The following is a 24,735-nucleotide window of genomic DNA, read 5'->3' on the forward strand; positions in this document are numbered from 1 at the left end:
CTACCTCGAAGGCATCGACGCCGTCGCACGGCCTGTTCGAGTCGGCGTGTCCGGGCGGTTACGCGTTCTTGCGGGCTCGCAGCGCCGCGAGCGCGTCGTCCGCGTGCTTGGCGAACTTGAGCTCGCTCTTGATCACTTCGAGCACCTTGCGGTCGGTGTCGATCACGAACGTGTGCCGCTTCGTGAGGAGCGGGCCGAACCGGCGCCGCACCCCGAACTGCTTCGCGACCGCGCCATCGGGGTCGGACAGCAGCGGGTAGTCGAACCCGTTGGCCTCGGAGAACTCGCGTTGCTTGGTTACGTTGTCCGGGCTGATCCCGAGCCGCTGGGCGCCGACCTCCGCGAACTCGGCCGCGAGGTCGCGGAAGTGGCAGCTCTCCGCGGTGCAGCCGCTCGTCATCGCGGCCGGGTAGAAGAAGAGCACCACCGGCCCTTCGGCGAGGAACTCGCCGAGCGAGCGCTGCTCGCCCCGCTCGTCGGCGAGGGTGAAGTCCGGGGCGAGATCTCCCTGCTGCATGAACGTCCTTTCCTCGGGTCCTGCCTGGTGTTCGTGGCGAATTCACGGGCGGATGGGTGCGTGCGTTGTCTAAAGTGGCTTCCTGTGGAGGAGATCATCACCTACGTCGAGATGACCACGCCGGGCGACCTGGCCCCATCGGCCCCTGTCGACGGCGTCGCGGTCGAGGAGGTCGACGCGTCGTCGCCGTGGATCCGGCCGCTGTGCGTCGAGATCGGTGCCGCGCACGGGTGGCGCAGCGTCACCCGCGACGACGACGGCTGGGCGGAATGGCTCGCCGATCCGCGCCGCCGGTACTGGCTGGTGAAGGTGGAGCCCGAGGTCGCCGGATTCTTCGCGACCCGGCGAGGGGACGGCGGCGACGCGCAGATCACCACCTTCGGGCTGCGGCCGCCGTTCATCGGCCGCGGGCTCGGCGGGTACGCGCTGACGCTCGGCATCCGGGAGGCATGGCGGCTGGACGCCGAGGTGACCAGGGTGTGGCTGCGCACCTCGACCCGCGACCACCCTGCCGCGCTGACGAACTACCGCCGCCGCGGTTTCCGCGTCTACCGCACCGAAGAGGGCCCCGCGGCCTAGTTCGCGTGCCGTTCGATCAGCTCGTCGACTTCGTCACCGGTCGCCGATTCCGAGACGAAGGCGCCGCGCGCGGCCAGCACGCCGAGCTCGCGCAACCGGACGGCGTGGTCCTCGTGCCGCACCCCTTCGGCGCCGATCCGGAGCTTAAGCTCTCTCGCCCGCGAAATCAGGTGCGCCAGGTGCCTGCTCGCCACCTCGTCCTCGTCGGTGGCGAGCGAATCGACCACGGGGCCGCTGAGGATGATGTGCCGCACCGGGAGCCGGTACTGCGGGATCAGTTCAAGATCCGAGGTGCCCGATACGGTCAGCACGAGCTGCGCACCGAGATCGGACAGCACCGAGAGCGAGTCGAGCACCTCACCGTTCGGGTCCACAATGGACGATCCGTCGGTGCACAGCCGCAACGAGTGCGCCGGCAGCCGGTGCCGGTCCAGCTCCTCCTTGATCAGCAGCACCAGATCGGGATCGATGGCGAGCCGCTTCGGCAACCGGACGCAGACGTCCGGCGCCGCCTCGCCGAACCGTTCGCGCCAGCGCGCGGTCGCCGCGAGCGACTCGGTGAGCAGCCAGCGGCCGAGCGGGATCGTCATCCCGGTGGTCGCGGCGAGCGGGTAGAACTCGTCCGAGTCGAGTTCGCCCTGCTCCGGGTGGTTCCAGCGCAGCCCCGCGTTCACGGCGGCGAGCTGGCTAGGAGCGTTGAGCTTCACGGTCGGCTGGTAGATGAGCGAGAACTCGCCGTTCTCGAGCGCGCCCGCGAGCACCGCGCCGAGGCGGTAGCGGCTGCGGTCGCGCGCGTCCAGTTCGGGGTCGAACAGCACCCACTGCGCCTTGCCGCGTTCCTTCGCGCGGTGCAGCGCGATCTCGGCGCCGCGGAGGAGGTCTTCGGCGCCGCCGTCGCCGACGTCCTTGACCACGATGCCCGCGCTGGCGCTGACGCCGATTCCGTTGCCCTCCAGGTAGATCGGCTCGCGGAGGTCCTCGAAGGCGCGCTCGACGAGCGTGATCACCTCGTTGGGACTGACCGAGCCGTGCAGGAGGATCGCGAAGCCGTCGCCGGAGAGCCTGGCGACGAAGGCGTCGTGCTCGGTGAACACCGCGGCCAGCTTGCGGGCGACCCCGCGCAGCACCTTGTCGCCGAACCCGGCGCCGAGCCCGTCGTTGACCACCTTGAACCCGTCGATATCGAGGTAGATCAACGCGATCCGTTCGCCGGACCGGGTGCCGAGCGAAGCTTCGAGCTTGGTCTGGAAGCTCGACGAGTTCGCGAGCCCGGTCAGCGGGTCGTGCACGTTCTGGTGCCGCAGCGTCTCCTGCAGCAGGTGCACCTCGTTGGCGTCGGAGACCATCAGCACCGGGTACTCCGTGCCGGGTGCGTCGCCGGGCAGGTGCGCGAGCGTCACGTCCGCCCACACCGGCACTTCTTCGCCGTGGTCGAGGAGCACGCGGTGCCGGTAGCGGTCGAGCTCGGTTTCCTTCAGCTCGTCGAGGCCGATGCGCAGGTAGTTCGCGTCGCGGTCGCTCGAACCCAGCTCGGTGATCTTCTTGCCGCGCAACGATTCGGGACGGTACCCGAGGAAGGAGCCGAGCGCCGCGTTGGCCTCGACGATGGTGCCGTCGCGGTCGGCGAGCGCGATCCCGACCGGGGAGGCCGAGTACAGCGCGGCGAACCGGCGCACCGCGGCTTCGTGGGCCGGCACGGCCACCGCGGCCGCGTCGCGCACCACCGAGAGCATGATTCGCTCCAGCTCGTGCGAGGGGAGGGATACTCCTTTCGTGTCGGCCAATCTGGCCGCCCAGCTGCGGGCGACTTCGACCAACCCTGGCGTCGCACCAGGCTCAGGCACACTCCACCTTCTTCACGCGGGAACGAAGGCCAGCTCAGACCGGGTGTGGCCACGGGAGGACCCACAGTCGGTACGAGTAGCCCATGAGTTAAGCCACGGCACCATGCCGCACGAGGCATGTCTACCGGCTGAACGAGTGATAACACGGGTGTAATTCACTACCTACGGTGACCATATCTCGTGTCGGATTTCAGCGCGCTTCGAGGTGCATGGGCAGTCCGTCGACCGGGACCGGAAGTGACACGTAGTCCCATTTCGCCACATAGTCGCCCGGGACCGACCACCGGTACCTCCGGAGCATCTCGTGCAGCAGCAACTTGACCTCTGAAGTGCCGAAATGCAGTCCGATGCACTTGTGCGCGCCGCCGCCGAAGGGCATCCACGCGAACCGGTGCGAGCGGTCTTCGCGGCGATCGGGACCGAACCGCGCCGGGTCGAACCGCATCGGATCCGTCCAGCATTCCGGGGCGAAGTGGTTCACCGTGGGTGAGATTCCGACCATCGAATCCGCCGGGATGTGGTAGCCGAGAACCTCGGTGTCGCACACCGTCTTGCGGGCGAGCGAGGGCACCGGTGCGACCAGCCGGAGCGACTCCTTGAGTACGAGGTCCACTGTGGACAGACGGTCCAGTGCTTCGAGATCGGGGAGCTCGTCGCCGAGCGCCAGCGACTCCGCTCGGGCCTGTTCCTGCCACTCCGGGTGCTTCGCCAGGTGGTACGCCGCGGCGGTGGCGGTGATCGTGCTGGTGTCGTGCGCGGCCATCATCAGGAAGATCATGTGGTTGACGATGTCGGTGTCGGTGAACCGCTCGCCGTCCTCGCTCGTCGCGTTGCACAGCGCGGAAAACAGGTCGGACCCGCCCGCCGCGCGCTTGCCGGGCAGTTCGGCGGCGAAGTACCGCTCCAGCACCTTCCTGCCGTGCAGTCCCGCCGCCCAGCGCCCGCCCGGTACCGGGTGGCGCACGATCGCGGTGCCCGCGCGCACCGAGTCGACGAACGCGCGGTTGATGCGGCCGGCGTCCTCCGGGCTGGCCATGCCCATGAACACCTGGGTCGCGACGTCCAAGGTGAGTTGCTTCAGCGCGAAGTACAGCCGGTTCGAGCCGGTGGTGGGCCAGCGGCCGACCCCGTCCCTGATCGACGGACCCATCTGCCGCACGTAGCCTTCGAGCCGGTCGCGGGTGAACGCCTGCTGCATGATGCGGCGGTGGAGGTGGTGCTCGCCGAAGTCGAGCAGCATCAGGCCGCGGTCGAAGAACCGCTCGATGAAGAACTTCCAGCCCTCCTGGGAGAAGGCCTTGTCCTTGTTCACCAGTGCGGCCTGGGTGGCGTCCGGGCCGCTGAGGGTGACGATGCGGCGGCCGAACGCGCCCATCCAGGACACTGGGCCGTAGGTCCGGTACCGGTGCAGCCCGAACGGAATGCCGAACCGCATGAAGTTGACCGCGTGCCCGATGACCGGCGGCCCGGCGTCGCCGAGCACGGGTTCGAGCCCGCTGCCCGGTGGCGGCGCGGCGAGTTCGGCGACCGGCCAGCGGTGCTCCAGCATCCGGCGGTCGACGCCGCGGGGGAGCGGGATGGCGGTCAGCGGGGGCATCCGCTCGCGGAGCGCGGTGATGTTCATGGGGCCTCCTCGACGATGAGAGAGTGCCTGCCGCTCCACCATGCCCGCCTTGTTGACCATCAGTCAATAGCCCGATGGACGGTACTCGCGGGCAGCTTTTGGCTCCCTGAAGGCCACCTTGACGGCATTCACTGCCGTGTTCAGTGCCGTCAAGGTGGCCTTCAGTGGCAAGGAAATGCTTACGTCAGCCCGGGAGTCGCGAGCGGACCCGTGCGGTCGCGGCCACGAGGTTGCGCAGCGCGGGTTCGACTTCGGCGTAGCCGCGGGTCTTCAGCCCGCAGTCGGGGTTCACCCAGATCCGGTCCGCCGGCACCGCGCCGAGCGCCGTGGTCAGCAGCTCGCTGATCTCGTCGACATCGGGCACCCGCGGCGAGTGGATGTCGTACACGCCGGGGCCGACGCCGCGCGCGAACCCGGATTCGCCGAGATCCCCCAACACCTCCATGTGCGAGCGCGCGGCTTCGATGCTCGTCACGTCCGCGTCGATGGCTTCGATCGCGGGCAGGATGTCACCGAACTCCGAGTAGCACATGTGCGTGTGGATCTGCGTCGAGTCGGCGACTCCGGAGGTGGCGAGCCGGAAAGCGCGCACCGCCCAGTCGAAGTACGCCTGGTGCTCGGCTTCCCGCAACGGGAGGAGTTCCCGCAACGCGGGCTCGTCGACCTGGATGATGCGGATCCCCGCCGACTCCAGGTCGTGCACCTCGTCGCGGATGGCGAGCGCGACCTGGCCCGCGGTGTCCCCGAGCGGCTGGTCGTCGCGCACGAACGACCAGGCCAGGATGGTGACCGGCCCGGTGAGCATGCCCTTGACCGGGCGGCTGGTGAGCCCCTGTGCGTACCGCGCCCATTCGACGGTCATCGGCTCCGGCCGCGACACGTCGCCGTAGAGGATCGGCGGGCGGACGCAGCGCGAACCGTAGGACTGCACCCAGCCGGTCTGCGTGGCGGCGAACCCGTCGAGCTGCTCGGCGAAGTACTGCACCATGTCGTTGCGCTCCGGCTCGCCGTGCACCAGCACGTCCAGCCCGAGCTCCTCCTGGAGCCGCACCACCCGCTCGATCTCAGTGCGCATCGCCGCGGCGTACTCGGCCTCGTCGGTGCGCCCGGCGCGGAAGGCCGCGCGGGCCTTGCGCACATCGGAGGTCTGCGGGAACGAGCCGATCGTCGTGCTGGGCAAGGCGGGCAGGCCGAGCGACGAGCGCTGAGCGGCGGCCCTGCGCGCGTAGTCCGGCCGCTCGGTGTGCGACGGCCGCAGCGCGTCCAGCCTTGCCCGCACCCTGCTGTCGCGAAGGTCGCGAGCCTCGCGTCGGCTCTTCGTCGCGGCCCTCGCCGCCGCGACGCCGTCGGCGACCGCGTCGATGCCTTCGGCGAGCGCCGTACCGAGCAGCACGACCTCGGCAACCTTCTGCCTGGCGAAGGAAAGCCAGCCCTTCAGCCGGTCGTCGAGATCCGCTTCCGCGTCCACGTCGTAGGGCACGTGCAGCAGCGAGCACGACGTGCCGACGCTGACCTTCGCGGCGGTGCCGAGCAGGGTCGCGGCCTTCGCGAGCGCCGCGTCCACGTCGACGCGCCACACATTGCGTCCGTCGACGACCCCGGCCACCACCTCCTTGTCCCGCAACGCGCTTTCGGCGGCAACGGAGTCCACAGTGGACGGATCGGTGACCAGGTCGACGGCCAGCGCGTCGATCGGGGAGCGCGCGAGCACGCCGAGCGCGTCGCCGAGCCGCCCGAAGTACCCGGCGACCAGGATCTTCGGCCGGTGCTCGAGCCCGCCGAGCGCGGCGTAGGCGCGGGCGAGCGCATCCAGCTCGGCGGGCGTGCGGTCCGCGGCGAAGGCGGGCTCGTCGAGCTGCACCCATTCGACGCCCTCGTCCCGCAGGCGCCCGAGCAGATCCGCGTAGGCGGCGACCAGCGGGTCGAGCAGCTCGATCGGGTGGAACTCCGGCGGCGCGCCCGCGGCGGGCTTCGCCAGCGCCAGGAACGTCACCGGGCCCACCAGCACGGGGCGCGTCTCGATGCCCTCCGCGCGCGCTTCGCGGTACTCGTCGATCGGCTTGGACCCGCTGACCGCGAACCTCGTGTCCGGCGTCAGCTCGGGCACCAGGTAGTGGTAGTTCGTGTCGAACCACTTGGTCATTTCGAGCGCGGGCGCGTCCTGCACGCCCCGCGCCGCGGCGAAGTAGGTGCCGAGGTCGTCCAGGCCGAGGCGGGTGAAGCGCTCCGGCAGCGCGCCGAACAGCGCGGCGGTGTCGAGCACCTGGTCGTAGTAGGAGAACGTGTTGGACGGGATCGTGTGCAGCCCGGCCTCGCGCCGTCCGCGCCAGGTGTCCCGGCGCAGCTTCGCGGCGACGTCTTCCAGCTCGGCGCGTTCGGCCCGGCCGGCCCAGTACCGCTCGACGACGCGCTTGAGTTCCCGGTCGGGGCCGATCCTCGGGTACCCGAGCACGGTGCTGCCCACCGCGCCCGATTCGTTGTTGCTGCCCACAGCTCTCTCCTCGCGAGCTCGTTCACGAAGATCGCGGGGAACGGGGGCAGGGCACACTCAGGGGACGGCACAGCCGCCGCACCGTCGGCGCGCCCACCCACGAGGCCCGCGATCAGCGGATGCCGTCGGCACCCGCGCCACGGGCAGGTATTCGGACTCGTGGGCGTCTGGCTCGCGCCTACTGGCCGTCGCTTCCCGGGCGCTGGACCCAGTGCTTGACCGCTCACGCGGTGACGGCGTTCGTTCCCACATACCGCTGCGGGGCAGTCCCGGATTCGCACCGGGTTCCCTGTTGCCTTCCCGGGCGTGCGGCCCGGGAAACCAGTGGCACAGGGAAGCCTAACAGTCCGGGGCGCCCGGTGCCGCCGCTCTCACGCAGCGAGCGGTGGCACCGGACACACCGGCTCAGTCCCAGTCGAGCGCGCCGCCGGACTGGTACTCGATGACGCGGGTCTCGAAGAAGTTCTTCTCCTTCTTCAGGTCCATCGCCTCCGACATCCACGGGAACGGGTTCTCGTTCTCGCCGAAGATCGGGGCGAGGCCGATCTGCTGGGCGCGCCGGTCGGTGATGAAGTGCATGTACTGCTCGCACGCCTCCGCCGAGAGCCCGAGCATGCCGCGCGGCATGGTGTCGCGGGCGTAGGCGACCTCGAGCGCGCACGCCTCGGTCAGCATGCCGCGGACCTCCGCCTGGAACTCCTCGGTCCACAGGTGCGGGTTCTCGATCTTGATCTGGTTGATGCAGTCGATGCCGAAGTTCAGGTGGATCGACTCGTCGCGCAGGATGTACTGGTACTGCTCGGCGATGCCGACCATCTTGTTCCGGCGGCCGAGCGAGAGGATCTGCGCGAACCCGGTGTAGAACCACATGCCCTCGAAGATCACGTAGAACGCGACCAGATCGCGCAGGAACGCCTGGTCGGCCTCCGGCGTCCCGGTCTCGAAGTCCGGGTTCTCCAGGTTCTGCGTGTACTTCAGCGCCCACGCGTCCTTGTCCGAAATGGACGGAACCTCGCGGTACATGTTGAACAGCTCGCCCTCGACGAGGCCGAGGCTTTCGCAGATGTACTGGAAGGTGTGCGTGTGCACGGCCTCCTCGAACGCCTGGCGCAGCAGGTACTGGCGGCACTCCGGGTTGGTGATCTGGCGGTACACCGCGAGCACGATGTTGTTGGCCACCAACGACTCCGCGGTGGCGAAGAAGCCGAGGTTGCGCTTGAGCATCGTGCGCTCGTCCTCGGTCAGCCCGTCGGCCGACTTCCAGAGCGCGATGTCGGCCTGCATGGCGACCTCGGTCGGCATCCAGTGGTTGTTGCAGCCCGCCAGGTACTTGTCCCACGCCCAGCGGTACTTCATCGGAAGGAGCTGGTTCACGTCGGCGCGGGCGTTGATCATTCGCTTGTCGTCGACGTTGATCCGCTCGGCGCCGACCTCGATCTCACCGAGCCCCGTCGCGTCCGTCGTGCTTTCCAGGTTCGTCATGTTCTCTCCAAAAAGGACTGGCGGGGCTTACTGGCAGGCTTCGCAGTCGGGGTCGTCGATGCGGCAGGCGGCGCCTTCCTCGGCGACGAAGTCGACGTCTTCGACCTTCGCCATCTCCTTGCGCTCCTCGGCGACCGGAGCCGCGGGGACCGAAGCCGACGGCGACGGCGCGGGCGAAGCGGCGGGGGCGGGCGACGGCGACGGAGCCGCGGCGGGTGCCGCGGCCGGGGTCGCCGAGACTGCGTTCAGCTTGCCGTCGGTGCCGCGCAGGGTGCTCTTCTCCACGTGCGTCGCCGACCGGGCGCGCAGGTAGTAGGTGGTCTTGAGGCCCTTGTGCCAGGCGTAGCGGTACAGCTCGTCGAGCTTGCGGCCGCTGGGCGCCGCGATGTAGAGGTTGAGCGACTGCGCCTGGTCGATCCACTTCTGCCGCCGCGAACCGGCGTCGACCAGCCACTTGCTCTCGATCTCGAACGCCGTGGCGTACAGCGCCTTGAGGTCGTCGGGCACGCGGTCGATCTGGCCGAGGCTGCCGTCGAAGTACTTCAGGTCGCTGACCATCACCTCGTCCCACAGGCCGCGCTCCTTCAGCGAGCGGACCAGGTGCGGGTTGACCACGGTGAAGTCACCGGACATGTTCGACTTCACGTACAGGTTCTGGAACAGCGGCTCGATGGACTGGCCGACGCCGCAGATGTTGGAGATCGTCGCGGTCGGCGCGATCGCCATCACGTTGGAGTTGCGCATGCCCACCGTGCGGACCCGGTCGCGCAGCGGTGCCCAGTCCAAAGTGGACGACGTGTCGACGTCGAGCGCATCGCCGCGGCGGGCGTCGATGAGCAGCTGCATCGAGTCGATCGGCAGGATTCCCTTGCTCCACAACGAACCCTCGAACGACTGGTACTGGCCGCGCTCCTCGGCGAGATCGGTCGAGGCCGAGATCGCGTAGTAGGAGATGTGCTCCATGCTCTCATCCGCGAACCGCACGGCCGCCTCGGACGACAGCGGGACGCCGATCTCGAACAGCGCGTCCTGGAAGCCCATCAGGCCGAGCCCGATCGGGCGGTGGCGCAGGTTCGAGCGGCGCGCCTCCGGGATCGTGTAGAAGTTGATGTCGATCACGTTGTCGAGCATGCGGACCGCGGTGCGCACGGTCTTCTCGAGCCGCTTGGTGTCCAAACCGGACGGTGTGACGTGCTTGAGCAGGTTGACCGAGCCGAGGTTGCACACCGCGACCTCTTCGGCGTTGGTGTTCAGCGTGATCTCGGTGCACAGGTTCGACGAGTGCACGACACCGGTGTGCTGCTGCGGCGAGCGCAGGTTGCACGGGTCCTTGAAGGTGATCCACGGGTGGCCGGTCTCGAACAGCATGGTGAGCATGCGGCGCCACAGCTCGACCGCGCGGATCCTGCGGAACACCTTGATCTCGCCCCGCTCGGCGGCGGCCTCGTACTCGCGGTAGCGCTCGGCGAACGCGTTGCCGTAGAGGTCGTGCAGGTCCGGGGTTTCGTTGGGGGAGAACAGGGTCCACTGGCCGTCGGCCTCGACGCGGCGGAGGAACTCGTCGGGCACCCAGTTGGCGGTGTTCATGTCGTGCGTGCGGCGGCGGTCGTCACCGGTGTTCTTGCGCAGGTCGAGGAACTCCTCGATGTCGACGTGCCACGTCTCGAGGTACGCGCAGGCGGCGCCCTTGCGCTTGCCGCCCTGGTTCACCGCGACCGCGGTGTCGTTGGCGATCTTGAGGAACGGCACGACGCCCTGCGACTGGCCGTTGGTGCCCTTGATGTGCGCGCCGAGGCCGCGGACGGGGGTCCAGTCGTTGCCGAGGCCGCCCGAGTACTTCGCCAGCAGCGCGTTGTTCTTGTACGCCTGGAAGATCGAGTCGAGGTCGTCGTCGACGGTGGTCAGGAAGCACGACGAGAGCTGCGGGCGGGTCGTGCCCGAGTTGAACAGCGTGGGCGTGGACGCCATGAAGTGGAAGCTCGAAAGCAGCTCATAAAACTCGATCGCGCGGGCTTCCTTGTCGTCTTCGCGGATCGCGAGGCCCATCGCGACGCGCATGAAGAACGCCTGCGGCAGTTCGAAGCGGATGCCGTCGTGGTGCTGGAAGTAGCGGTCGTACAGCGTCTGCAGGCCGAGGAAGCCGAAGTCGAGGTCGCGCTCCGCCCGGATCGCCGAAGTGATCTTGTCCAGGTCGAACGCCTGCAGCTCGGGGTTGACCAGCTCCAGCTCGATCGCGCGCCGGAGGTACGCGCGGAAGTAGCGCGGGTACTCCTCGGCCATCTCGTCCTGGCTCGCCAGCCGCGGCGCGCCCGCGAGGTAGCTCAACGCCTCGCCGCGCAGCTTGTCCAGCAGCAGCCGCGCGCTGACATAGGAGTAGTTCGGTTCCTGCTCGACCAGCACGCGCGCGGCCATGATCTGCGCCAGCGCCAGCTCGTCGGCGCTGATGCCGTCGTAGATGTTGCGCTTGGTCTCCGCCAGCACGGGTTCGGCGGAAACGTCGTCGAGCCCGGCAACGGCCTCGCCCACCACGTGGGACACGCGCGCCCAGTCGAGCGGGCGGACGCTGCCGTCGGCGGCGCGCACCGAGATCACGCCCTCCGCCTTCGCGGGCTGCGCCGCCTCGCGGGCCTTGCTGCGCTCCTCGCGGTAGAGCACGTAGGCGCGGGCGACCTTGTGGTGCTCGCCGCGCATCAGCGCCAGCTCGACGATGTCCTGGATCTGCTCGATGTGCAGCGCGGTCTCCGGCCCGGTGTGGCGCAGGAGCGTCGCCTCGACCTGCTCGGTCAGCTCGCTGACCACGTGGTGGACGCGCGAGGACGCCGCCGCGTCGTCACCCTCGACGGCCAGGAACGCCTTCGTCATCGCGACCGAGATCTTGCCCGCGTCGAACGGGGACACGCTGCCGTCGCGGCGGATGACCCTGACCGCGGTGGTGCCGCCTCCGGTCGACGGCGGGCGCTGGCTTGTTTCCACTGACATGCGGTCTCCAAAAGGGCGCGATCGTACGACACACCGGCGCGCGTCGGCGTGTTGCTGGCTGCATTGGTCCGGCCGACCTCGCCTCGTCGAGCGGTCTCCCCGTCGCTCCGGCTGGTCGGTTCCCAGAGACTACATGTAGGGGTGTGGGCTCGCACGTGCCCCAATGGGTGGCGTGTCGGGCCCTCACCCTGCCGGGTTACCCGATCACTTTGCGCGCCTGTTCGCAGCGCTGCGAGGGCTCCCCGTCGCGGGTCGCTCGTCCCCGAAGGTGGCCTTCGGGGCGGTAGACGCCGCGAGCCCGGCCCTCGCCACCCGCACGACCCCTCGCAGCAGGCTGTCGCGTGCCCCGAAAGTGGCTTTCGGGGAATCCAGTGCCCCGAAGGTCACCTTCGGGGCATGCGCGGCACTGTCGCACCCGACATCATGGTGACCTTCGCGGCAGGGCAGATCCGGCTCAGCCGCCGAAGTGGAGGGTGAAGTCCCGCAGGTGCAGGTTCGCGACCGGGTGTCGTCCGGCGAGGTAGCCGAGCGGGCCGTCGGGGTTCACCGACCAGTCCGCGCGGGCGAGATGGGGGCGCGCCTTCGACCGCACCGGGCTCCGCTTGAGGCGGCCGTCGAGGGTTTGCACGACCTCGAACCGTGACGGCGACGGGAACGGGGCGCCGACGCGTCGGGTGAACGCGGCGGTGGCGATCCAGTCCGCGTCGGTGGCCGCGGTCGCGGTGAACGTCCTGCCGTGCCGGAAGTCCAGTGCCGCCAGGTCCTTCGGGATGCCCCACAGTGCGCGCCCGCCCGCGAGCGAAACCTCGCTGTCCACCCAGATCTCCGTGATGGACGCGGCGGCACCCCTGCCCCGAACGGCCACAGTGGACAGTAGTTCGTGGTAACTCAGCTGGCCGGGATCCTGGTAGTCGATCCACGCGGTCACCACCTGCGCCCGCCCGCCGAGCACGACGGGCTCGGCGCCGTCGGGCAGCGCGGGAAGGTCGGCGACCGGGATCCGCCACACCGAGGCGTACGCCTGCCCGGCGAGGTGCCACGGTTCCGGGGGATAGGCCGTCACTTCTCGGTCCACGGCAGGTAGGGAGGCAGGTCGGTGTCCACGCGCATGCCGAACTCGGGCGGCCGCTTCTGGAGGAACGAAACCACTCCCTCGACGGCGTCCTTGCTCGCGCCGAGCCCGCCGATGAGCCGGGAGTCCAGTTCGTGCACCGGGAACGGGGAATCCATTGTGGACATCCGGTAGAGAAGTTGCCTCGTCACCGCGACCGATACCGCCGAAGTCGTGGTGACGATCTCCCGCGCCAGCTCGTATGCCTTGTCCAGCACCGAATCCGGCTCGTGGACACTGTGGACCAGCCCGGTCCGCAGTGCCTCGTCCGGCCCGAACACCCTGCCGCTGACCATCCAGTCCAGCGCGGTACCCATGCCGACCAGCCGCGGCAGGAACCAGGCGGAGGCGCCCTCGGGGTAGATCCCCCTGCGGACGAAGACGAACCCGAACTTCGAGTTCGTGGACGCGAGCCGGTAGTCGCACGACAGCGTGATCGTGAGGCCGCCGCCGACCGAAGCGCCCCGCATGGCCGCGATCACGGGCTTGTTCATGGTGAAGATGCGTTTCGAGCACCGGCCGGCGGGCTCCTGCCACGCCGGGTCCGGCCCGGTTTCGGCGTCGAAGTCGAACCCGCCCTGGGAGAGGTCGGCGCCGACCGAGAAGTCGTTGCCGTTCCCCGTCAGCACGACCACGCGGACGGACTCGTCCCGGTCGGCGCGGTCCATCGCGTCGCCGAGTTCGTCGGCCATCCGGATCGTGTAGCCGTTGCGGGCCTCGGGGCGGTTCAGCGTCACGGTGGCGATGCGGTCGCTGACCGCGTAGGTGATGTCGGCGTACTCGGCCACGCGGACTCCTTCGCTGGAATTCTGGGAAGACCGTAGGACAACTGTTGGCATGCGGTCAACAAGTGATGGCGTCGTGCAGGAAGGTCCCGGCGAACCGCAGTGCCCGCTTCGCCTCCGGCAGGAAGTCGGCGAACGCCTGGAAAACGTGGATCTGCCCCGGCCACACTTGCAGGGTCGCGGAGCCGCCCGCATCGGTCACCGACTCGGCGATGCGCCGCGAGTCGCCGAGGATCGCCTCGGTCCCGCCCACCTGGACCAGTATCGGCGGCCAGCCCGCCTTGTCCGCGCCGAGCACGTCCAGCCGGGAGTGCGTGACGGGCACGGCGGGTGCGTAGGCACGGCGGCACTTTTCGGCGTAGGCGGGGGAGAGGAACGGGTCGCGTTCCGCGCGGTCGCGCTGCCAGGTCTCGGTGAGGCCGAGGTCGAGCCACGGCGACTCCAGGAACGCGGCCGCGGGCTGCGGGAGCCCTTCGCGCGTGAGATCGGCGAGCAGCCCGGCGGTGAGGTGGCCGCCGGCGGAATCGCCCGCGATCGCCAGCCGTGACGCGGGAAAGCCGCGGTCCAGCGACACGCGGTACGCGGCGAGCGCGTCGTCCGCGGCGGCGGGGAACGGGTGCTCCGGTGCGCGGCGGTAGTCCAGCAGGAACACCGGAAGCCCCGACGCGCGCGAAATCCGGTACGCCAGCGTCCGGTGGGAGCGCGGCGATCCGAAGACGAAACCGCCGCCGTGCAGGTAAAGCACCGCGCCCGTGGCGGACGAGGAGCCCGGCGCGCGCATCCAGACGCCGCGGACGTTCCCGTACCGGGCTGGCCACGCCGCGGTCCTGCGGGGGAGCGGCGCGAGCCCCGCGCTGTCGATCGTGCTGCGCAGCGCGCGCAGCTGGTACCCGTGCGGGGATGCCCGGTCCGCCAGCGGGCGGACGCGCGCGGCGAACAACCGACGCAACCGGACGCTCTGCGGGCTCGGGACCGTGTTCGCCTGGGGCATGAGACCACTCCGTCTCCTCGGCTCGACCACCACGGTAGCGGGTCCACGGCAGAAAACAATCATGCATGCTTGATTTTTAGTCGGCCCGGTGTCATCGTCGGACTCGACGCAGGGAGGCGGTTATGGCTGATCTGGGCGCGATCCTGGGAGATCTCGCGGCCGAGACGCAGACGATCGACGAAGTCGTGGCCGGGCTCCCGGCCGCGGACTGGGCGCGGGCGACCCCGGCGCCGGGCTGGACCATCGCGCACCAGATCGCGCACCTGGCGTGGACCGACGAGAAGTCGCTGATCGCCGCGACCAGGCCGGACGACTTCCCCGCCGAGGTGGAGAAGGCGCTCGCGGTGGGCGCGGACTTCGTCGACCGGGGCACCGAGGAATCCGCGGGCAAGCCGCCCGACGAGCTGCTCGCGCACTGGCGCGCCGGGCGTACCGCGCTGGCCGAGGCGCTCGCGGCGGTGCCCGACGGGCAGAAGCTGCCGTGGTACGGGCCGCCGATGAGCGCCGCGTCGATGGCGACCGCGCGCATGATGGAGACCTGGGCGCACGGCCAGGACGTTTTCGACGCACTCGGGCTCGTCCGCGAACCGACCGCCAGGCTGTGGAACATCGCGCGGTTCGGTGTGCGCACCAGGGACTTCGCGTTCAAGCTCCATTCGCTCGCGCCGCCGACCGAGGAGTTCAGGGTCGAGCTGACCGCCCCGGACGGCACCACGTGGGCGTTCGGTCCCGAGGACGCCGAAGAGCGGCTCACCGGGTCCGCGCTGGACTTCTGCCTCGTCGTCACGCAACGCCGCCACCCCGGTGACACCGCTCTGGTCGCCGACGGCGACGGCGTTCGCGAGTGGCTCGGGATCGCGCAGGCTTTCGCGGGGCCGCCCGGAGAAGGCCGCAAGCCGGGGCAGTTCGCATGACCGACACCATCCGGATAGGCAACGCATCCGGCTTCTACGGCGACCGGTTCTCCGCGGTGCGCGAGATGCTCACCGGCGGGCCGCTCGACGTGCTCACCGGCGACTACCTCGCCGAGCTGACCATGCTCATCCTCGGCCGCGACCGGATGAAGGACCCGAACCGCGGCTACGCCAAGACCTTCCTCCGCCAGATAGAGGAAAACCTCGCGCTGGCGAAGGAAAAGGGCGTCAAGATCGTCGCGAACGCCGGTGGGCTCAATCCCGCCGGGCTCGCGGACGCACTGCGCGAGCTGGCCGCCAAGCTCGGTGTCGACGTCGCCGTCGCGCACGTCGAAGGCGACGACCTGATCGCCCGCGCGGACGAGCTGGGCTTCGGGAAACCGTTGACCGCCAACGCTTATCTCGGCGCGTGGGGCATTGTGGACTGCCTGAACGCGGGTGCCGACATCGTGGTGACCGGGCGCGTGACCGACGCGTCGGTGATCGTCGGCCCGGCGGCGGCGCACTTCGGCTGGGCGCGCGACGACTACGACGCGCTCGCGGGTGCGGTCGCCGCGGGGCACGTCATCGAATGCGGTGCGCAGGCCACCGGCGGGAACTACGCCTTCTTCACCGAGCACGAGATCGGCGTACCCGGGTTCCCGATCGCCGAGATCCACCGCGACGGGTCCAGCGTGATCACCAAGCACGAGCACACCGGCGGCGTGGTGACCACCGGAACCGTTACCGCTCAACTGCTCTACGAGATCACCGGCGCGCGGTACGCCGGGCCCGACGTCACGACGCGCTTCGACACGCTGACGCTCGACCAGGACGGCCCGGACCGCGTGCGGATCTCCGGGGTGACCGGCGAACCTCCGCCGCCCGCGCTGAAAGTCTGCCTCAACAGCCTCGGCGGATTCCGCAACGAGACCACGTTCGTCCTCACCGGACTGGACATCGAGCGCAAGGCGGCGCTGGTCCGGGAACAGCTCGACGGCGCGTTGAAGGCCAACCCGCCCGCCAAGGTCACCTGGACGCTCGCGCGCACCGACCACCCCGACGCCGACACCGAGCAGCGGGCCAGCGCGCTGCTGCACGTGGCGGTCAAGGACGCCGACGCGAACGTCGCGGGCCGGGCGTTCAGCGGCGCCGCGATAGAACTCGCGCTGGCGAGCTATCCCGGTTTCCACGTGACCGCGCCCCCGTCGGCGGCATCCCCGTACGGCGTCTACACGGCGTCCTATGTGGACTCGTCCGAGGTGCCGCACGTCGCGGTGCGGCCCGACGGTTCGCGAGTGGACATCGCGTCAGCGGCGGAAACCCTGGCACTGTCCGAAGTGGAGGAACCGACGCTGCCGGAGCCGTTGGCGGCGGGGCCGGTGCGCCGCGTGCCGCTCGGCACCGTGATCGGCGCGCGCAGCGGTGACAAGGGCGGCAACGCGAACGTCGGCGTCTGGGTGCGCTCGGATGAGGCGTGGCGCTGGCTCGCGCACCGGCTCACCGTCGCCGAGTTCAAGCGGCTGCTGCCCGAGACCGCGGAACTCACCGTGACACGGCACGTGCTGCCGAACCTGCGGGCGCTCAACTTCGTCGTCGAGGGCATCCTCGGCGAGGGTGTCGCCTCTCAGGCGCGGTTCGACCCGCAGGCGAAGGCGCTCGGGGAATGGCTGCGCGGCAGGGAAATCGACATCCCGGAGGTTCTGCTGTGACCGATCCGTTCGGCACCCCGGAGCGGCTCGCGCTGCGGGAAACGGTGCGCCGGTTCACCGAATCCGAGGTGCTGCCGCACCTGGACCAGTGGGAGCGCGACGGCGAACTGCCGCGCGAGCTGCACCGCAAGGCGGGGGAGCTGGGCCTGCTCGGCGTCGGGTTCCCGGAAAAGGTCGGCGGTGGCGGCGGTGACTACCTCGACGCGCTCGTGGTCGCCGAGGAGATGCACTACGCCGGTGGTTCCGGCGGGCTCTTCGCGTCCCTGTTCACCTGCGGTATCGCGGTACCGCACATCGCGGAAGCGGGCGACCCCGCGCAGATCGAGCGGTGGGTCCGGCCGACGCTGGCCGGGGAGAAGATCGGTTCGCTCGCGGTGACCGAACCCGACGGCGGCTCGGACGTCGCCGGGATCCGCACCACCGCGGTCCGCGACGGCGACGAGTACGTGATCAACGGCGCCAAGACGTTCATCACCTCCGGCTGCCGGGCCGATTTCGTGACCACGGTGGTCAGGACCGGTGAACCCGGTGCGCGCGGGATCTCGCTCATCGTGGTTGAACGCGGCACACCGGGGTTCACCGTGACCCGCAAGCTCGAGAAGATGGGCTGGCACGCCTCCGACACCGCCGAACTGTCGTATGTGGACGTTCGGGTGCCCGCGTCGAACCTCGTCGGCGAGGAGAACAGCGGGTTCGCCCAGGTGGCCACCCAGTTCGTCACCGAGCGGGTGTCGCTGGCCGTACAGGGTTACGCGCACGCCCAGCGCGCACTGGACCTGACGCTGGACTGGTGCCGCCTGCGCGAGACCTTCGGCCGTCCGCTGATCTCACGGCAACTCGTGCAGCACAAGCTCACCGAGATGGCGCGCAAGATCGACGTGGCGCGGACCTACACCCGCCAGGTCGCGCTGCGCCACGTCGCGGGCGAGGAGGTGATCGCCCAGGCCTGCTTCGCGAAGAACACCGCCGTGGAGACCGCGGAATGGGTGGTCAACGAGGCGGTCCAGCTGCACGGTGGGCTCGGATACATGAGCGAGTCCGAAGTGGAACGGCACTACCGGGATGTCCGCATCCTGGGGATCGGCGGCGGCACCAACGAAATCCTGACCGGGCTCGCCGCGAAGCGATTGGGGTACACGGCATGACGAAGCTCTCTTCGACCGTCGACACCGGAGCGGAGGAGTTCGCGGCGAACCGGGATTCGATGCTCGGCAAGCTCGCCGAGATCGACGCCGAGCACGCGAAGGCGATCGCGGGCGGCGGTGAGAAGTACGTGGAACGGCACCGCAAGCGCGGCAAGCTGCTCGCCCGCGAGCGGATCGAACTGCTGCTCGACGAGGACTCGCCGTTCCTCGAACTGTCCCCGCTCGCCGCGTGGGGCTCGGACTACCGCGTCGGAGCCAGCGTGATCACCGGGATCGGCGTGGTGGAAGGCGTCGAGTGCCTGATCTCGGCGAGCGACCCCACCGTCAAGGGTGGCGCAAGCAACCCGTGGACGACGAAGAAGAGCTTCCGCGCCGCGGACATCGCGGCGCAGAACCGGCTGCCGGTGATCAACCTCGTCGAGTCGGGTGGCGCGGATCTCCCGACGCAGAAGGAGATCTTCATCCCCGGCGGCAGGGTGTTCCGCGACCTGACCCGCTCGTCGGCGGCCAAGGTGCCCACGGTGGCGCTGGTGTTCGGCAACTCGACCGCGGGCGGCGCGTACCTGCCCGGCATGTCGGACTACGTGGTGATGGTCAAGGAGCGCGCGAAGGTCTTCCTCGGCGGCCCGCCGCTGGTGAAGATGGCCACCGGCGAGGAATCCGACGACGAATCCCTCGGTGGTGCGGAAATGCACGCGCGGACCTCCGGTCTCGCCGACTACCTCGCCGTCGACGAACAGGACGCGATCCGCTTGGGGCGCGGCATTATCCGCCGCCTCAACTGGCGTAAGCAGGGCCCGACGCCGGAACCGGACTACGCGGATCCGTTGTACGACGCCGAAGACCTGCTCGGCATCGTGCCAGGTGATCTCAAGGTGCCCTTCGACCCGCGCGAGGTGGTCGCGCGGGTGGTGGACGGCTCGGACTTCGACGAGTTCAAGCCGCTGTACGGGCCCAGCCTGGTGACGGGGTGGGCGAGCGTGCACGGCTACCCCGTCGGCATCCTCGCCAACGCGCAGGGCGTGCTCTTCGGCGAGGAGTCGCAGAAGGCGGCCCAGTTCATCCAGCTCGCGAACCAGGTGGACACGCCGCTGCTGTTCCTGCACAACACCACCGGGTACATGGTGGGCAAGGAGTACGAGCAGAGCGGGATCATCAAGCACGGCGCGATGATGATCAACGCGGTGTCCAACTCGAAGGTCCCGCACATCTCGGTGCTGATGGGCGCCTCGTACGGGGCCGGTCACTACGGCATGTGCGGCAGGGCCTACGACCCGCGCTTCCTGTTCGCCTGGCCGAGCGCGAAGTCCGCGGTGATGGGACCGGCGCAGCTCGCCGGGGTGCTGTCCATTGTGGCGCGCGCCGCCGCGGCGGGCAGGGGCCAGGAGTACAGCGAGGAGAACGACGCGGCGATGCGGGCGATGGTGGAGAACCAGATCGAGGCGGAGTCGATGCCGATGTTCCTTTCCGGCATGCTCTACGACGACGGGATCATCGACCCGCGCGACACCAGGACCGTGCTGGGCCTGACCCTTTCCACCATCCACAATGGACCTGTGAAGGGCGCCGACGGCTTCGGCGTCTTCCGGATGTGAGTGAGATGATCCAGAACCTGCTGGTCGCGAACCGGGGCGAGATCGCCCGCCGGGTGTTCCGCTCCTGCCGTGACGCCGGGATCGGCACCGTCGCGGTGTTTTCCGATGCCGACGCTGACGCACCGCACGCCCGCGAGGCCGACGCGGCCGTCCGGTTGCCGGGCAACGCGCCGTCGGAGACCTACCTGCGCGCCGAGCTGCTCGTCAAGGCCGCCGCGGACACCGGTGCCGACGCGGTGCATCCCGGATACGGCTTCCTGTCGGAGAACGCTTCGTTCGCGCGGGCGGTGCTCGACGCCGGGCTCACCTGGGTCGGCCCGCCGCCCGAAGCGATCGAGACGATGGGCTCCAAAGTGGAGTCGAAGCGGCTGATGGCGGCCGCCGGGGTGCCCGTGCTGTCCGAACTGGACCCTGCCGAGGTGACCGAGGAAGATCTTCCGTTGCTGGTCAAGGCTTCCGCCGGGGGCGGTGGCCGTGGCATGCGCGTGGTCAGGGAACTGGGCGAGTTGGCCGAGGCGGTGGAAGGGGCCAGTGCCGAGGCGGGGTCCGCGTTCGGGGATTCCACTGTGTTCTGCGAGCGCTACCTCGAAACCGGCAGGCACATCGAAGTGCAGGTGATGGCCGACCGGCACGGCACGGTGTGGGCGGTGGGGGAGCGGGAGTGCTCCATTCAGCGCAGGCACCAGAAAGTCGTCGAAGAAGCGCCGTCGCCCTTTGTCGACGCGGCGATGCGGGAAGAGCTGTTCGACGCCGCGCGCAAGGCGGCCAAGGCGATCGACTACGTCGGCGCCGGGACCGTCGAGTTCCTCGCCGGACCGGACGGCCGGTTCTACTTCCTCGAAATGAACACGCGGTTGCAGGTCGAGCATCCCGTCACCGAATGCACCACGGGCGTGGACCTGGTCGCGTTGCAGCTTTCCGTCGCCGAGGGCGCACCGCTGCCGGTCGATCCGCCGTCGTCGACGGGGCACGCCATCGAGGTCCGGCTCTACGCCGAAGACCCGTCGGCGAACTGGCAGCCCCAGAGCGGCACCCTGCACCGCTTCGAGATCCCGGACGTCGACCTGTCCTTCGAGCACGGGCCGGGACTCCGGCTGGATTCCGGTTTCGTCAGCGGTTCGGTGGTCGGCGTGCACTACGACCCGATGCTCGCCAAGGTGATCGCCTGGGCGCCGGACCGGGCGAGCGCGGCGCGCAGGCTCGCGAAAGCCTTGGCGTCGGCCAAGATCCACGGCGTGGTCACCAACCGCGACCTGCTGGTGAACGTCCTGCGGCACGACGCCTTCCTCGCGGGGGAGACCGACACCGCGTTCTTCGACCGGCACGGACTGTCCACGCTGGCCACTCCGCTGTCCACTGAGGACACCGTCCGGTTGTCGGCGCTCGCCGCCGCACTGGCCGGCGCGGCGGGCAACCGGGCGGGCGCGACGGTGTGGCCCCGGCTGCCGAGCGGCTGGCGCAACGTCCGGTCCGCCGGTCAGCGGAAGCGGTTCGCGCACGGTGAGACCGAATACGAAGTGGTGTACTCGCTCACGCGCGACGGACTCGTCGCCGACGGGTACGAGGACATCGCGCTGGTGGAGTCCACACCGGACCGGGTCGTCCTCGACGTCGCCGGAGTGCGTCGCGCGTTCGACGTCGCGCACTACGCCGGTAAGTCCTATGTGGACTCGTCGCTCGGCTCGGTCACACTTGTCGCCGAGCCACGGTTCGCCGACCCGAACTCGGCGCTCGCCACGGGGTCGCTCGTGGCGCCGATGCCGGGCACGGTCGTCCGGATCGCGGTGTCGGCGGGCGAGACGGTGTCCGAGGGCGATCCGCTGCTGTGGCTCGAAGCGATGAAGATGGAACACCGGATCTCCGCGCCGGCCGACGGCGTCGTCGCGGAGCTGCCGGTGGAGGTCGGCAAGCAGGTCGAGGTCGGAGCCGTGCTCGCGGTGGTGGAGGCGAACCAAGCATGACCATGAACTTCAACGAGTCCGAAGAGCGCGTCGCACTGCGGAAGGTGACCGCCGAGCTGGGCCGCAAGTACGGTCACGAGTACTACATCAAGCAGGCTCGCACCGGCGGTAAGACGAACGAGCTGTGGGACGAGGCCGGCCGCCTCGGCTACCTCGGCGTGTCCGTGCCGGAGGAGTACGGCGGCGGGGGTGCCGGTATCGGCGATCTCGCGGCGGTGTGCGAGGAGCTCGCCGCGGTGGGCACCCCGTTGCTGCTCATGGTGGTGTCCCCGGCGATCTGCGCGACGGTGGTGGCCAGGTTCGGCACCGACGAGCAGAAGAAGCGCTGGCTCCCCGGTTTCGCCGACGGCAGCGTGCGGATGTCGTTCGCCATCACCGAACCGGACGCGGGCTCGAACTCGCACCGCATCACCACCACCGCCAAACGTGACGGCGAAGACTGGGTCCTGAGTGGACGGAAGGTGTACATCTCCGGTGTCGACGAGGCCGACGCCGTGCTCGTGGTCAGCCGGACCGAGGACGCCAAGACGGGCAAGCTGAAGCCCGCGCTGTTCATCGTGCCCACGGACACGCCGGGGTTCGAGTACCGGCAGATCGAGATGGACATCGTCTCGGCGGACAAGCAGTTCGGCCTCTTCCTCGACGACGTGCGCCTGCCGTCGGACGCGCTCGTCGGTTCGGAGGACGCGGCGATCGCGCAGCTGTTCGCCGGGCTCAACCCCGAGCGGATCATGGGCGCGTCCTTCTCGCTCGGCATCGCGCGCTACGCGCTGGACAAGGGCGTCGCCTACGCGAAGGAGCGCCAGGTCTGGGGCACGCCGATCGGGGCGCACCAAGGACTCGCGCATCCGCTCGCGCAGGTCAAGATCGAGGTCGAACTGGCGAAGCTGATGACCCAGAAGGCGGCGGCGCTCTACGACTCCGGCGACGACTTCGGCGCGGGCGAGGCCGCGAACATGGCGAAGTACGCTGCCGCGGAGGCCGCGATCCACGCCGTCGACCAGTCCGTGCAGACCCACGGCGGCAACGGGCTGGCCTCGGAGTACGGGCTCGGCACCCTGCTCTCCGCGGTACGGCTCGGCCGGATCGCCCCGGTGAGCAGGGAAATGGTGCTGAACTTCGTCGGCCAGCACAGCCTCGGCCTGCCCAAGTCGTACTGAGGAGAGCGCATGAGCACACTCGCGGGCAAGACCCTCATCATGTCCGGTGGCAGCAGGGGGATCGGGGAGGCGATCGCGGTACGCGCCGCGCGCGACGGCGCGAACGTCGCGCTGATCGCGAAGACCACCGAACCGCATCCCAAGCTGCCCGGCACGATTCACACCGCGGCGAAGGCGATCGAAGAGGCCGGTGGCCACGCCCTGCCGATCGTCGGTGACATCCGCGACGACAAGGCCGTCGAAGCCGCCGTGGCGAAGACCGTCGAGCAGTTCGGCGGGCTCGACATCGTGGTGAACAACGCGAGCGCGATCGACCTGACGCCGACCGAGTCCGTGCCGATGAAGCGCTACGACCTCATGCAGGACATCAACGCGCGCGGATCGTTCCTGCTGGCCAAAACCGCCATCCCGCACCTGAAGCGGTCTTCGAACGCGCACGTGCTGACGCTCTCGCCGCCGATCAGCCTCGACCCGAAGTGGTTCGAGGCCGGGCATCTCGCGTACAGCATCGCGAAGTACTCGATGAGCCTGGTGACCGTCGGGCTCGCCGCCGAACTGCGCGCCGACGGCATCGCGGCGAACTCGCTGTGGCCGCGCACCACGATCGACACCGCCGCGATCCGCAACGTGGTGGGCGCCGAACTGGCGAACCGGTCGCGGACGCCGGAGATCATGGCCGACGCGGCGCACGCGATCCTGGTCAAGCCGAGCCGCGAGACGACCGGCAACTTCTTCATCGACGACGAGGTGCTCGCCGCCGAAGGCGTCACCGATTTCGCGCAGTACCGGATCGGCGACTCCGACGACGAGCTCGCGCTCGATTTCTGGGTCGAGCCTGCCTGATGATCCGGGAACCCCAGCAGGAGCGGAGCAGGACCACCCGGCGCCGGCTGGTCGACGCCGCGGTGGAGTGCATCGGCGAGCTGGGCTGGACCGGGACGACGGTCGCGCTGATCGCGGAGCGGGCCGGGGTGTCGCGCGGCGCGGCCCAGCACCACTTCCCGGCACGCGAAAACCTGGTCGCGGCCGCCGTCGAGCACGTGGGCGAAGTCCAGATCGCCGAGCTGAAACGACACGCGGACGGCCTGCCGAGCGGGTCGTCGCGGATCGAAGCCGTCGTCGACATGCTGCTCAACTTGTACGCGGGCCCGATGTTCCGCGCCGCGCTGCACCTCTGGGTCGCCGCGTCCACCGACGAGGCGCTGCGGGGCACGCTCGTACCACTGGAAGCGCGGGTGGGCCGCGAAGCGCACCGGCTCGCGGTGGAGCTGCTCGGCGTCGACGAGTCGCACGCCGGGGTGCGGGAACTGGTCCAGGCCACTCTCGACCTCGCGCGCGGGCTGGGCTTGGCGAACCTGCTGACCGACGACACGCGGCGCCGCAAGCAGATCATCCGCCAATGGTCGCGCGTACTCGGCGCCGAATTATTACCCGCAGCTACGGAACCGCGTCAACGTGACGTTCGTCCAAAAACTCGTTAACACTAACGGAGCAGCAGGCGATAGGCCTGGTAACGCTCGGTTGTCGAGAAGGGGATGAACCACGGTGTCCGGTACAGGGGTAGAGCTTTCCCATCGCGCGATGGCGATGTTGCGCGCGGTGGCCGCGCATCGCGCGCAGATGTCCCGCAGCTGCGAGCCCGACCTGTTCGTCGACGGATTCCCCTGCTGCGACCAGGTGACCGCGCACGCGCTGGCGCGCGGTGGCCTGATCCGGCCCGCGGACAAGGCGTCGGTCTCGGGTCGCGTGCCCGCCGAGCTGACCGACGCGGGTCGCGCGGCGATCGAAGTCACCGCCGTCGCCTGATCCGACTGGCATCGTTCGCCTGGAAGGCCGCCGTGATCCTGCAGCGGCAAGCGCGAGGAG

Annotated in this window: 19 protein-coding genes and 1 riboswitch; of the genes, 10 read left to right on the forward strand and 9 right to left on the reverse strand. The window is 69.6% G+C overall.

Annotated features, from left to right (window positions below; genetic code table 11):
- Positions 1-58: 58 nt before the first annotated feature.
- Positions 59-517 (reverse strand): peroxiredoxin, encoded by a 459-nt coding sequence (locus HUW46_RS39710; protein WP_215543827.1) that lies wholly within the window; start codon positions 515-517, stop codon positions 59-61.
- Positions 518-601: 84 nt separating this feature from the next.
- On the opposite strand from HUW46_RS39710, the gene HUW46_RS39715 reads away from it, so the two are divergent.
- Complete coding sequence (locus tag HUW46_RS39715; protein WP_215543828.1) at positions 602-1,096, forward strand: GNAT family N-acetyltransferase; 495 nt, start codon at positions 602-604, stop codon at positions 1,094-1,096.
- Here the strand turns inward: HUW46_RS39715 and HUW46_RS39720 are convergent.
- The 8 genes from HUW46_RS39720 to HUW46_RS39755 form a co-directional block, all read right to left on the reverse strand.
- Positions 1,093-2,829 carry a putative bifunctional diguanylate cyclase/phosphodiesterase gene (locus HUW46_RS39720; protein WP_215543829.1) on the reverse strand — a complete coding sequence of 579 codons (1,737 nt, stop codon included), beginning with the start codon at positions 2,827-2,829 and terminating at the stop codon, positions 1,093-1,095. The two genes, HUW46_RS39715 and HUW46_RS39720, sit on opposite strands and share 4 nt — an antisense overlap.
- 301 nt (positions 2,830-3,130) lie before the next feature.
- On the reverse strand, positions 3,131-4,564 hold the full coding sequence (locus tag HUW46_RS39725; protein WP_215543830.1) for a cytochrome P450: 1,434 nt from the start codon (positions 4,562-4,564) through the stop codon (positions 3,131-3,133).
- A 184-nt stretch (positions 4,565-4,748) separates the two neighbouring features.
- On the reverse strand, positions 4,749-7,055 hold the full coding sequence (gene metE / locus HUW46_RS39730; protein ID WP_254125400.1) for a 5-methyltetrahydropteroyltriglutamate--homocysteine S-methyltransferase: 2,307 nt from the start codon (positions 7,053-7,055) through the stop codon (positions 4,749-4,751).
- A 125-nt stretch (positions 7,056-7,180) separates the two neighbouring features.
- A riboswitch (cobalamin riboswitch) is annotated at positions 7,181-7,396 on the reverse strand.
- Between the two features lie 64 nt (positions 7,397-7,460).
- A complete protein-coding gene (locus tag HUW46_RS39735; RefSeq protein ID WP_215543831.1) occupies positions 7,461-8,537 on the reverse strand; it encodes a ribonucleotide-diphosphate reductase subunit beta in 1,077 nt (358 codons plus the stop codon).
- A gap of 27 nt (positions 8,538-8,564) precedes the next feature.
- On the reverse strand, positions 8,565-11,516 hold the full coding sequence (locus tag HUW46_RS39740; protein WP_215543832.1) for a ribonucleoside-diphosphate reductase subunit alpha: 2,952 nt from the start codon (positions 11,514-11,516) through the stop codon (positions 8,565-8,567).
- Positions 11,517-11,970: 454 nt separating this feature from the next.
- Positions 11,971-12,579: an acetoacetate decarboxylase family protein gene (locus HUW46_RS39745; RefSeq protein ID WP_215543833.1), complete on the reverse strand. Its 609-nt coding sequence runs from the start codon at positions 12,577-12,579 to the stop codon at positions 11,971-11,973.
- Positions 12,576-13,415, reverse strand: a complete 840-nt coding sequence (locus HUW46_RS39750; protein ID WP_215543834.1) for an enoyl-CoA hydratase-related protein — start codon at positions 13,413-13,415, stop codon at positions 12,576-12,578. Before HUW46_RS39750 ends, HUW46_RS39745 begins: the two co-directional genes overlap by 4 nt.
- 55 nt (positions 13,416-13,470) lie before the next feature.
- On the reverse strand, positions 13,471-14,403 hold the full coding sequence (locus HUW46_RS39755; protein WP_215543835.1) for an alpha/beta hydrolase: 933 nt from the start codon (positions 14,401-14,403) through the stop codon (positions 13,471-13,473).
- A 122-nt stretch (positions 14,404-14,525) separates the two neighbouring features.
- Between HUW46_RS39755 and HUW46_RS39760 the strand changes: the two genes are divergently transcribed.
- The 9 genes from HUW46_RS39760 (at position 14,526) to HUW46_RS39800 (ending at position 24,675) form a co-directional block, all read left to right on the forward strand.
- Positions 14,526-15,317: a TIGR03084 family metal-binding protein gene (locus HUW46_RS39760; RefSeq protein ID WP_215543836.1), complete on the forward strand. Its 792-nt coding sequence runs from the start codon at positions 14,526-14,528 to the stop codon at positions 15,315-15,317.
- A complete protein-coding gene (locus HUW46_RS39765) occupies positions 15,314-17,008 on the forward strand; it encodes an acyclic terpene utilization AtuA family protein (RefSeq protein ID WP_215543837.1) in 1,695 nt (564 codons plus the stop codon). The genes HUW46_RS39760 and HUW46_RS39765 overlap by 4 nt, the downstream gene beginning before the upstream one ends.
- On the forward strand, positions 17,005-18,153 hold the full coding sequence (locus HUW46_RS39770; protein ID WP_215543838.1) for an acyl-CoA dehydrogenase family protein: 1,149 nt from the start codon (positions 17,005-17,007) through the stop codon (positions 18,151-18,153). Before HUW46_RS39765 ends, HUW46_RS39770 begins: the two co-directional genes overlap by 4 nt.
- Positions 18,150-19,748, forward strand: a complete 1,599-nt coding sequence (locus HUW46_RS39775; RefSeq protein ID WP_215543839.1) for an acyl-CoA carboxylase subunit beta — start codon at positions 18,150-18,152, stop codon at positions 19,746-19,748. The genes HUW46_RS39770 and HUW46_RS39775 overlap by 4 nt, the downstream gene beginning before the upstream one ends.
- 5 nt (positions 19,749-19,753) lie before the next feature.
- Complete coding sequence (locus HUW46_RS39780) at positions 19,754-21,709, forward strand: acetyl/propionyl/methylcrotonyl-CoA carboxylase subunit alpha (RefSeq protein WP_215550400.1); 1,956 nt, start codon at positions 19,754-19,756, stop codon at positions 21,707-21,709.
- Between the two features lie 2 nt (positions 21,710-21,711).
- Entirely contained in the window at positions 21,712-22,869 is a 1,158-nt protein-coding gene (locus HUW46_RS39785) for an acyl-CoA dehydrogenase family protein (protein WP_215550401.1), read from the forward strand.
- A 9-nt stretch (positions 22,870-22,878) separates the two neighbouring features.
- Positions 22,879-23,712, forward strand: a complete 834-nt coding sequence (locus tag HUW46_RS39790) for an SDR family oxidoreductase (RefSeq protein WP_215543840.1) — start codon at positions 22,879-22,881, stop codon at positions 23,710-23,712.
- Complete coding sequence (locus HUW46_RS39795; RefSeq protein WP_215543841.1) at positions 23,712-24,350, forward strand: TetR/AcrR family transcriptional regulator; 639 nt, start codon at positions 23,712-23,714, stop codon at positions 24,348-24,350. Before HUW46_RS39790 ends, HUW46_RS39795 begins: the two co-directional genes overlap by 1 nt.
- A 64-nt stretch (positions 24,351-24,414) precedes the next feature.
- The gene (locus tag HUW46_RS39800; RefSeq protein ID WP_215543842.1) at positions 24,415-24,675 is read left to right on the forward strand and encodes a hypothetical protein; all 261 of its coding nucleotides are present in this window, start codon (positions 24,415-24,417) and stop codon (positions 24,673-24,675) included.
- Positions 24,676-24,735: the final 60 nt, after the last annotated feature.

Source organism: Amycolatopsis sp. CA-230715 (assembly GCF_018736145.1).
In the GTDB taxonomy this organism is placed as follows: domain Bacteria; phylum Actinomycetota; class Actinomycetes; order Mycobacteriales; family Pseudonocardiaceae; genus Amycolatopsis.